The organism is Streptomyces sp. WM6378 (assembly GCF_001279695.1).
Lineage (GTDB): Bacteria > Actinomycetota > Actinomycetes > Streptomycetales > Streptomycetaceae > Streptomyces.
On sequence record NZ_LGDD01000349.1, the window covers coordinates 20282 to 29702 of the forward strand.

Here is a 9421-nt window from a genome sequence, read left to right on the forward strand (position 1 = left end):
CGGCCGGGGTCCTCTACTGGGCCGGATCCGGGCTTCGTAAGGTTGAAAGCAGGACGAGCCCACGCGACCCGGCGTCGCCACGCAACACCACGTCCCCCTGCGAACCCGACAACGCCACGCACCCCGAACGGAAACCTCCGCCTTGCCCGAGCCCTCCGGCCCCGACCGCGACGCCACGCCGTCCGCGTGGCGCATCGAGCTCCCGCACAGCACGGCCGCCGTGCCGATCGCCCGCGCCCTGGTGCGTACCGCGCTCGCGGACATCGACGCGCCCGCCGACAGCGACACGGCCGAGCTGCTCACCGCGGAGCTCGTCGCCAACGCCGTCGAGCACACCGCGGGCGAGGCGCCGATCGAGCTGGTGGTGGAGCTGCTCGCGTCCGGCTGTCAGGTCGAGGTGCACGACGGCTCGCCGCTGCCGCCGGGCGACCTCTCCGCACCGGGGGCGGACGAGCATCCGGACCCCTGGCAGGAGCACGGGCGCGGACTGCTGCTCATCCGCACGCTGAGTTCGGCCTGCGGCCACCGCCCCACCGCGCACGGCAAGGCGGTCTGGTTCACGCTGCCGAGCCGTCGGTGCTGACCAGCCGCGAGCGGCTGCGCCCGTAAAAGGCGTACACCAGCGCGCCGGCCAGCACGAACACGGCGAACTGCAGCCAGGTCGCCCAGCCGGTCCCGTACATCAGATAGAGGCAGAAGCCGACGCCCAGGATCGGGCTGACGGGGTACAGCGGCACCCGGAACGAGCGCTTCAGGTCCGGTTCGCTGCGGCGCAGCGCGATGACGGCGATGTTCACGACGGCCATGACGGCGAGGGTGCCGATGGTGGTCAGGTTGACCACCGCGTCCAGGGAGGCGAACGCGGCCGGGACCGCGAAGACCAGCGCGACTATCCAGGTGTTGGCCACCGGCGTCGCGGTCTTCGCCGAGACCCGCTCGAAGACCCGCGGGACGAGGCCGTCGCGGGACATCGACATCAGGATGCGGGTCTGCCCGTACATCACGGCGAGCACGACGGACGCGATGGCGACGACCGCGCCGAACGCGATGACGCCGCCGCCGAACGTCGAGTGGGTGACGTGGTTGACGATCAGCGAGAGCGCGGCGGGCTTGTCGCCGACGGCGTCCGCGCCGAGCCCGCCGATCGCGGCCACGGCGACCGCACAGTAGAGCAGCGTGACCAGACCGATGCAGATCATGATCGCTATCGGCACGTTCTTGCGCGGATTCTTCACTTCCTCGCCGGCCGTGGTGATCGCGTCGAATCCGATGTACGAGAAGAAGGCCAGCGAGGCGCCCGCGGTGACCCCGCCGGGGCCGTGCGTCGCGAACGGAGAGAGGTTGCCCGCCCTGAACGCGGTGAACGCGATCGCCAGGAACAGCAGCAGGATCCCGATCTTGAGCACGGCCATCGCGGCGGTGGCCCGCGCGCTCTCCCTGACACCGCGCACCAGGAGGGTGGCGGCGAGCAGGATGACCACGACGGCCGGAAGGTTGATCACTCCGCCGTCGCCGGGCCCCGCGGAGAGCGCGGCCGGCAGCTGCCACCCGACGAGGCTGTTCAGGAGCTCGTTCAAATACTGGCTCCAGCCGACGGCGACCGCGGACACCGAGACGCCGTACTCCAGGAGCAGGCACCAGCCGACCAGGAAGGCGGTTCGCTCGCCGAGCGTCGCGTACGCGAAGGAGTACGAGGAGCCGGAGACGGGGATCGCGCCGCCGAGCTCGGCGAAGGAGAACGCGGTGAAGACGCAGGTCACCGCGGCGAGCACGAAGGAGAGGACGACTGCGGGTCCGGCCTTGGCGACGCTGTCGGAGAGCCCGACGAAGATGCCGGTGCCGACGATCGCGCCGACGCCGAAGCACACGAGCTGGAAGAGCCCCATCGTGCGGCGCAGACCGTGCCCCTCCAGGTCCGCGCCGGATTCGGCGATCAGTTGGCGCGGCGGTTTGATGCGCAGCGCGGGGGCAGGGCGGGGGGCGAGGTGGGGGCGCCGCATGGGGTGGTTCTCATTCCTGGTCTACACAACGGCCTGGCAGGGGCCGTACACAAAGAAAGCGGGGCCCGAGCGTGCGAGCTCGGACCCCACCAAGAAGCGACATAGTAGCCACCTCGGCGCATGTTCACCCAATCGGGCGCATTCCTATTCGGCGGCGTCGCGCCCCGGCCGGTCCCCCAGCGTGGCGACCATGATCGCCTTGATGGTGTGCATCCTGTTCTCGGCCTCGTCGAAGACGACCGAGTGGGGCGATTCGAAGACCTCGTCGGTGACTTCGAGTTCGGTCAGCCCGTACTGCTCGTAGATGTCGCGGCCGACCTGGGTGCCGAGGTCGTGGAAGGCCGGCAGGCAATGCAGGAACTTGACGCGCGGATTGCCGGTGGCGCGCAGCACGTCCATGGTCACGGCGTACGGCGCGAGGGCCTTGATGCGCTCGGCCCAGATCTCCTTGGGCTCGCCCATCGAGACCCACACGTCGGTGGCCACGAAGTCCGCGCCGACGACGCCCTCCTCGACGGACTCGGTGAGGGTGATGCGGGCGCCGCTCACCCCCGCCACCTCGCGGGCCTGCGCGACGATCTCCTCGGCCGGCCAGTACGCCCGGGGCGCCACGATGCGGATGTCCATGCCGAGCAGCGCGCCGGTGACCAGGTAGGAATTGCCCATGTTGAAGCGGGCGTCCCCCAGATAGGCGAAAACGACCTCGCCCAGCGGCTTGTCGGTGTGCTCGGTGACGGTGAGGACGTCGGCGAGCATCTGGGTCGGGTGCCAGTCGTCGGTCAGGCCGTTGTAGACGGGAACCCCGGCATTCGCGGCGAGGGTCTCGACGGTCTCCTGCCCTTCGCCCCGGAACTCGATCGCGTCGAACATCCGGCCAAGGACGCGGGCGGTGTCACGCGCGGACTCCTTCTTGCCGATGTGCGAACCGGCCGGGTCGATGTACGTCGTCGACGCACCCTGGTCGGCGGCGGCCACCTCGAAGGAGCAGCGGGTGCGGGTCGAGGACTTCTCGAAGATCAGCGCGATGTTGCGGCCGCGCAGCCGCTGGACCTCGGTGCCCGCCTTCTTGGCGGCCTTGAGTTCCGCGGCGAGCTCGACGAGCCCGAGGAACTCCTCGGCCGTGAAGTCCAGCTCCTTGAGGAAGTGGCGGCCTGCGAGATCTGTCGCCATGGTGGCTGCTCCTGGGGCGGGTAGGGGACGACGGGGCTATGAACTGAACGCAACACTGGAAGTATATACGTAAGAACGCATCACTATACGGCATCGCGTTCGACGGGACAGCTCATGCAGCGCGGGCCTCCCCTCCCCCGCCCCAGCTCACTGCCCCTGATCTCGATCACCTCGATGCCCTCCTTGCGCAGATGCGTGTTGGTCGTGACATTGCGCTCGTACGCGACGACCACCCCCGGCTCGACCGCGAGCACATTGCAGCCGTCGTCCCACTGCTCGCGCTCCGCGGAGTGCACGTCCTGGGTGGCGGTGAGCACCCGGATCCGGTCGAGGCCGAGCGCCGCCGCGATCGCGCGGTGCATGTGCTCCTGCGGATGGTCGGTGACCTTGAGCTCCTGCTCGCCCGCGCCCGGCTCGATCGTGTAGGAACGGAGCATGCCCAGGCCCGCGTACTGGGTGAAGGTCTCGCCGTCCACCATCGTCATCACCGTGTCGAGGTGCATGAACGCCCGCCGCTTCGGCATGTCGAGCGCCACGATGGTGCGCGCCGAGCCCGCCGCGAACAGGCCCCGGGCCAGCATCTCCACGGCCTGCGGGGTGGTCCGCTCACTCATCCCGATCAGCACGGCGCCGTTCCCGATGACCAGGACGTCACCGCCCTCGATGGTCGAGGGATAGTCGCTCTGCCCCCGCGACCAGATGTTGAACGGACCCGCCTCGGGGCCCTTGAACAGCGGGTGGTGGCGGTAGATCGCCTCGAAGTGCACGGTCTCGCGCTGCCGGGCCGGCCAGCGCATCGCGTTGATCGAGACACCGTCGTAGATCCAGGCGGAGGTGTCGCGGGTGAAGAGGTGGTTCGGCAGCGGGCCGAGCAGGAAATCGTCCAGATCCATCGCGTGGAAGCGCACCGACGTCGGCTCCGGATGCCCCTCCAGGAACTCCCGCTTGGTCATCCCGCCGACCAGCGCCTCCGCGAGATCGGCAGCGGGCAGTTCGTCGAAGGCCGCCCGCAGATGCCCGGTCGCGAGCGGCCCGTACTCCTTCTCGTCGAAGACCCGGTCAAGGACGAGCCCGCGGGCCGCCGGGATCTCCAGCGACTCGCGCAGCAGGTCACCGAAGAGATGCACCTGGACGCCGCGGTCGCGCAGCACGTCTGCGAAACCGTCGTGCTCCTGTCTGGCCCGGCGCACCCACAGCACGTCGTCGAAGAGCAGCGCGTCCTTGTTGCTGGGCGTGAGCCGCTTCAGCTCAAGATCTGGCCGGTGGAGTATGACGCGGCGCAGCCGCCCGGTCTCGGAATCGACATGGAATCCCATGCCCCCATCCTGTCCCGCGGCGGCCCCCCTCACCCGGCGAACACCGCCGCCGCACGGGCCGGCGGGCCACCGAAGCGGCCCGCCGCCACGTCAGAGCCGCGGGTCTACCGGCTCCGACTCCAGGGCGAGGACGGCGAACACTGCCTCGTGGACCCGCCACAGCGGCTCGCCGCCCGCCAGCCGGTCGAGCGCCTCCAGGCCGAGCGCGTACTCCCGCAGCGCGAGCGACCGCTTGTGCCCGAGGAAGCGCTGCCGCAGCCGGTCGAGGTTGTCCGGACGCGTGTACTCGGGACCGTAGATGATCCGCAGGTACTCGCGGCCGCGCACCTTGATGCCCGGCTGCACCAGCCGCCCCCTGCCGTCCCGGGCGAGCGCCTGGAGCGGCTTGACGACCATGCCCTCGCCGCCCGCGCCGGTCAGCTCCAGCCACCAGTCGACCCCGGCCCGCACCGACGCCTCGTCACCGGTGTCGACGACCAACCGCCGGGTCACCTGGAGCAGTCCCGTCGGGTCGTGCTCGACCAGCCGGTCGAGCCAGGCCAACTGCTCGTCGTGCGGCACCGCGGCCAGGCTGCGACCCCGCGCGGCCAGGATCTGGAAGGGCGCGATCCGCACCCCGTCAAGACCGTCGGTCTCCCAGCAGTAACGCCGGTACGCCTCGGTGAACGCGGCCGCGTCAACAGTCCGCCCTCGCTGGCGCTCCAACAGCCCCGCCACCTCGACGCCCCGCGCCGATGCCGCCTCCAGCGCCTGGACGGCAGCCGGAAGCGCGGCCCCGGACGCGGCACCCACCGCGGCGTACTGCGAGCGCAGCAGGCCCGACGCCTTCAGCGACCAGGGCATCAGCTCGGCGTCCAACAGCAGCCAGTCCGTGCCGAGTTCGTCCCACAGCCCGGCCGCTGTCACCGCCGACCGCAGCCGCTCAAGGACCTCCTCGGTGACCGTCGCATCGTCGAAGAACGGCCGTCCGGTACGGGTGTGCAGTGCCCCGGTCGGGCCCTGGACGCCGAACCGCTCGCGCGCCACCTCCGTGTCACGGCAGACCAGCGCCACCGCCCGCGAGCCCATGTGCTTCTCCTCGCACACGACCTTCGCGACGCCGTCCTTCCGGTACTGCGCGAACGCCTCGGCCGGGTGCTCCAGGTAGCCGTCCGCACCGGAGGTCGCGGTCGGCGCCATGGTCGGCGGCAGGTAGGCGAGCAGCCTCGGGTCGACGGCGAACCGGCTCATGACCTCCAGCGCGGCCGCCGCGTTCTCCTCCCGCACCGCGACCTTGCCCATCAGCCGGGTCTCCACGACCCGGCGTCCGTGCACATCGGCGAGGTCCAGTGGCCGGCCCTCGTGACCACCGGGTGCCTCGGTGGCCAGCGGCTTGACCGGCTCGTACCAGACCTGCTCCGCCGGCACGTCGACGAGCTCGCGCTCCGGCCAACGCAGGGCAGTCATCTTCCCGCCGAACACCGCACCGGTGTCCAGGCAGATGGTGTTGTTGATCCACGAGGTGTTCGGCACGGGAGTGTGTCCGTACACGACCGCCGCGCGTCCGCGGTAGTCCTCGGCCCACGGGTAGCGCACGGGCAGCCCGAACTCGTCGGTCTCCCCGGTCGTGTCCCCGTACAGCGCGTGCGAGCGGACCCGGCCCGACGTGCGCCCGTGGTACTTCTCGGGCAGACCCGCGTGACAGACGACCAGCTTGCCGCCGTCGAGCACATAGTGGCTGACGAGCCCGTCGATGAACTCCCTCACCTGCTCCCTGAAGCTGTCGTCCTCCATCTCCAACTGCCCGATCGTCTCGGCCAGTCCGTGCGTGTGCTGGACGTTCCTTCCCTTCAAATAACGTCCGAGCTTGTTCTCATGGTTCCCGGGCACGCACAGAGCGTTACCGTCGGCGACCATCCTCATCACGCGGCGCAGCACCCCGGGGCTGTCGGGCCCCCGGTCGACGAGGTCCCCGACGAAGACGGCGGTGCGGCCCTGCGGGTGGACGCCGTCGACGTAGCCGAGCTTGCCGAGCAGGGTGTCCAGTTCGGACCGGCAGCCGTGGATGTCTCCGATGATGTCGAAGGGGCCCGTGAGGTGGGTGAGGTCGTTGTAGCGCCGCTCGATGGCGATCCCGACGCTCTCGACCTCCTCGACGCTCCGCAGGACGTGCACCTTGCGGAAGCCCTCGCGCTCCAACCCACGCAGGGAACGCCGCAGTTCACGCCGGTGCCGGCCGATCACATGGCGGGGCATCCCGGCCCGGTCGGGGCGCTTCGCGTTCCGCTCGGCGCAGACGTCCTCCGGCAGGTCCAGGACGATCGCGATCGGCAGCACGTCGTGCTCGCGGGCCAGCCGGACGAGCTGCTTGCGACTCTCGGGCTGCACGTTCGTGGCATCGACGACGGTCAGCCGCCCCGCCGCGAGCCGCTTGGCGGCGATGTAGTGGAGCACGTCGAACGCGTCGCGGCTGGCGCTCTGGTCGTTCTCGTCATCGGCGACCAGGCCCCGGCAGAAGTCCGAGGAGACCACCTCGGTCGGCTTGAAGTGGCGCCGGGCGAACGTGGACTTGCCCGATCCGGTGGCGCCGACGAGGACGACGAGGGAAAGGTCGGTGACGGCGAGCGCACGCCCGACGTCCGGGGTGTGCGTGCTGGTCCCGCTGGTCTCGGTACTCATGCTGCCGTCGCCTCCTTCGGCGTCGTCGGGGTGGGCTCGCCCTGCTGGGTCATCGCGGTCGGCGTGGTCGGCGCGTCCACCTGCGGCTTCGCGGTGGGTGCGCCCGGCCGCGTCTCGGCGGGGGATTCGCCCCTCCGCGTCGTCGCGGCGGATCCGTTCCCCTGTGTCTCCGTGGTGGGCCCGTCCGCGCCGGTCAACGTGAACACCGCCAGCTGGGTGGGTGGTCCCACCTCCGGGTCGTCCGGGCCGACCGGTCCGAACTCGACGCCGTAGCCGTGCCGTTCGGCCACCGCACGCGCCCAGGCCCGGAACTCCGCCCGGCTCCACTCGAACCGGTGGTCCCCGTGGCGCACATGCCCGGCCGGAAGCGTCTCCCAGCGGACGTTGTACTCGACATTCGGGGTCGTCACGATCACGGTGCGCGGCCGCGCCGACCCGAACACCGCGTATTCGAGCGCCGGCAGCCTCGGCAGGTCCAGGTGCTCGATCACCTCGCTGAGCACCGCGGCGTCATAGCCCTTGAGCCGCTTGTCCGTGTACGCGAGAGAGCCCTGCATCAGCGTCACCCGCGCCGCCTGACGCTCCGTCATCCGCTCCAGGCGCAAACGCCGCGACGCGACGCCCAGCGCGCGCATGGAGACGTCCACTCCGACGATCTCGGTGAAGCGCACATCCGTGAGGAGCTGCTGCACCAACTGCCCCTGCCCACAGCCGAGATCGAGCACCCGGCTCGCCCCGGCCGCGGTGAGCGCGGCGAGGATCGCGACCCGGCGCTGCTCGGCGAGCGTCGCCGGCCGCTCCGTCGTGTCACTGGACTCGTCGACGGCGTTGTCGACCTCCTCGACGTCCAGGCACTCCGCCTCGGCCAGCCGCACCAGTTCGAGCCGCTCCATCGCCTGCCGGGCCAGGCCCCGTCGCCGCGACAGGTACCGGCTGGCGATCAGGTTCTGCTCGGGGTGGTCAGCCAGCCAGCCGTCACCGGCCCGCAGCAGCTTGTCCACCTCGTCCGGCGCGACCCAGTAGTGCTTGGCGTCATCGAGCACCGGCAGCAGGACGTACAACTGCCGCAGCGCGTCGGCCAGCCGCAGCTCCCCCTCCAGGACGAGCCGCACGTAGCGCGAGTCGCCCCACTGAGGGAACTGTTCGTCCAGCGCGACCGGTTCCGCGGTCACCGAGTCCCAGCCGAGCGGCCCGAACAGCTTGTGTACGAGTTCCGCACCGCCGCGCGCGGGCAGCGCGGGTATCTCGATGCGCAGCGGCAACGGCGCCGCCGCCCGCTCCGGCAGCGCGGCGCACACACCGCGCAGAGCGCTCTTGAAGACGGTGGACAGCGCGACCGACATCAGCGAAGAGGCCGCGTACGGCCGGTCGTTGACGTACTGCGCGAGCGCCGCATCAGGAGCACCGCCCCGGCCCTTGCCCTGGCCGCGCCGAACCAGCGCGACGGGATCCACCTCCAGGAGCAGCGCCGCCGTGCAGCGCTCGGTGGTCGCCTCGGGATAGAGGACGTGCGCCGTGCCGCTGGAGGTGGAGAAGCGCTGCGCCTTCTCGGGGTGCTTGTGCAGCAGGAATCCGAGGTCGGTCGCGGGGCTTTCAGGGGTGCCGGTGGTGGTGATTGTCAGGAACACACCGCGAGTATTGCCCGATCTGCACCACCCCCACCAGCGGTTTTCCTTACGCCTGCCCACCCCGCACCCGGGCCGCCAACTGGGCGATCTCCGTCGGCCCGACCCGGCAGCAGCCACCGACGAGCCGCGCCCCGGACGACACCCAGTCCCCCACCCGCGCCGCGTCGAACGTCGTGCCGCCGGCCCAGCCGCGCCGCTCCGCGTCCCACCGCTCGCCACTGTTCGGATAGACCACCACCGGCTTGCCCGTCACCGACGCCGCGAGCGGCACCGCCCGGTCGGCATCGACGGGGGTGCAGCAGTTCACCCCGACCGCGATCACCTGGTCATGTGCCGCCACAAGACCGAACGCCGCGGCCAGATCCTGGCCGGCCCGAGTGCGCCCGCCGGCGATGCTGTACGAGAGCCACACCGGCACCCCGCACCCCTCGACCGCCCGCAGCAGCGCCTCCGCCTCGTCGGCATCCGGCACCGTCTCCAGCGCGAGCACATCGGGCCCGGCCGCTACCAACGCCTCGATCCGCGGCCGGTGGAACCGCTCCAACTCACGCACGCTCAGCCCGTAACGCCCTCGGTACTCACTGCCGTCGGCGAGAAAGGCGCCGTAGGGGCCGATGGAGGCGGCTACCCAGAATTCGGGGGGTTGGGC

General features: G+C 70.9%; 7 protein-coding genes. 1 reads left to right on the top strand and 6 read right to left on the bottom strand.

Annotation, left to right across the window (positions count from 1 at the left end):
- Positions 1 to 142: 142 nt before the first annotated feature.
- Positions 143 to 583: an ATP-binding protein gene (locus tag ADK54_RS40615; RefSeq protein WP_053730891.1), complete on the top strand. Its 441-nt coding sequence runs from the start codon at positions 143 to 145 to the stop codon at positions 581 to 583.
- On the opposite strand, the gene ADK54_RS40620 is transcribed toward ADK54_RS40615, so the two are convergent.
- The 6 genes from ADK54_RS40620 to mmuM form a co-directional block, all read right to left on the bottom strand.
- Entirely contained in the window at positions 558 to 2000 is a 1443-nt protein-coding gene (locus tag ADK54_RS40620) for an amino acid permease (RefSeq protein WP_053730892.1), read from the bottom strand. The genes ADK54_RS40615 and ADK54_RS40620 overlap by 26 nt on opposite strands.
- Positions 2001 to 2144: 144 nt before the next feature.
- Positions 2145 to 3170, bottom strand: a complete 1026-nt coding sequence (gene argF, locus ADK54_RS40625) for an ornithine carbamoyltransferase (RefSeq protein ID WP_053730893.1) — start codon at positions 3168 to 3170, stop codon at positions 2145 to 2147.
- Positions 3171 to 3253: 83 nt separating this feature from the next.
- Positions 3254 to 4486 (bottom strand): arginine deiminase, encoded by a 1233-nt coding sequence (locus tag ADK54_RS40630; protein ID WP_053730894.1) that lies wholly within the window; start codon positions 4484 to 4486, stop codon positions 3254 to 3256.
- A gap of 90 nt (positions 4487 to 4576) precedes the next feature.
- Complete coding sequence (locus ADK54_RS40635) at positions 4577 to 7144, bottom strand: polynucleotide kinase-phosphatase (RefSeq protein WP_053730895.1); 2568 nt, start codon at positions 7142 to 7144, stop codon at positions 4577 to 4579.
- Positions 7141 to 8772: a 3' terminal RNA ribose 2'-O-methyltransferase Hen1 gene (locus tag ADK54_RS40640; RefSeq protein ID WP_078967028.1), complete on the bottom strand. Its 1632-nt coding sequence runs from the start codon at positions 8770 to 8772 to the stop codon at positions 7141 to 7143. Before ADK54_RS40640 ends, ADK54_RS40635 begins: the two co-directional genes overlap by 4 nt.
- A 46-nt stretch (positions 8773 to 8818) precedes the next feature.
- Positions 8819 to 9421: homocysteine S-methyltransferase (gene mmuM / locus ADK54_RS40645; RefSeq protein ID WP_078967029.1), on the bottom strand; the 603-nt coding region annotated here is incomplete at its 5' end.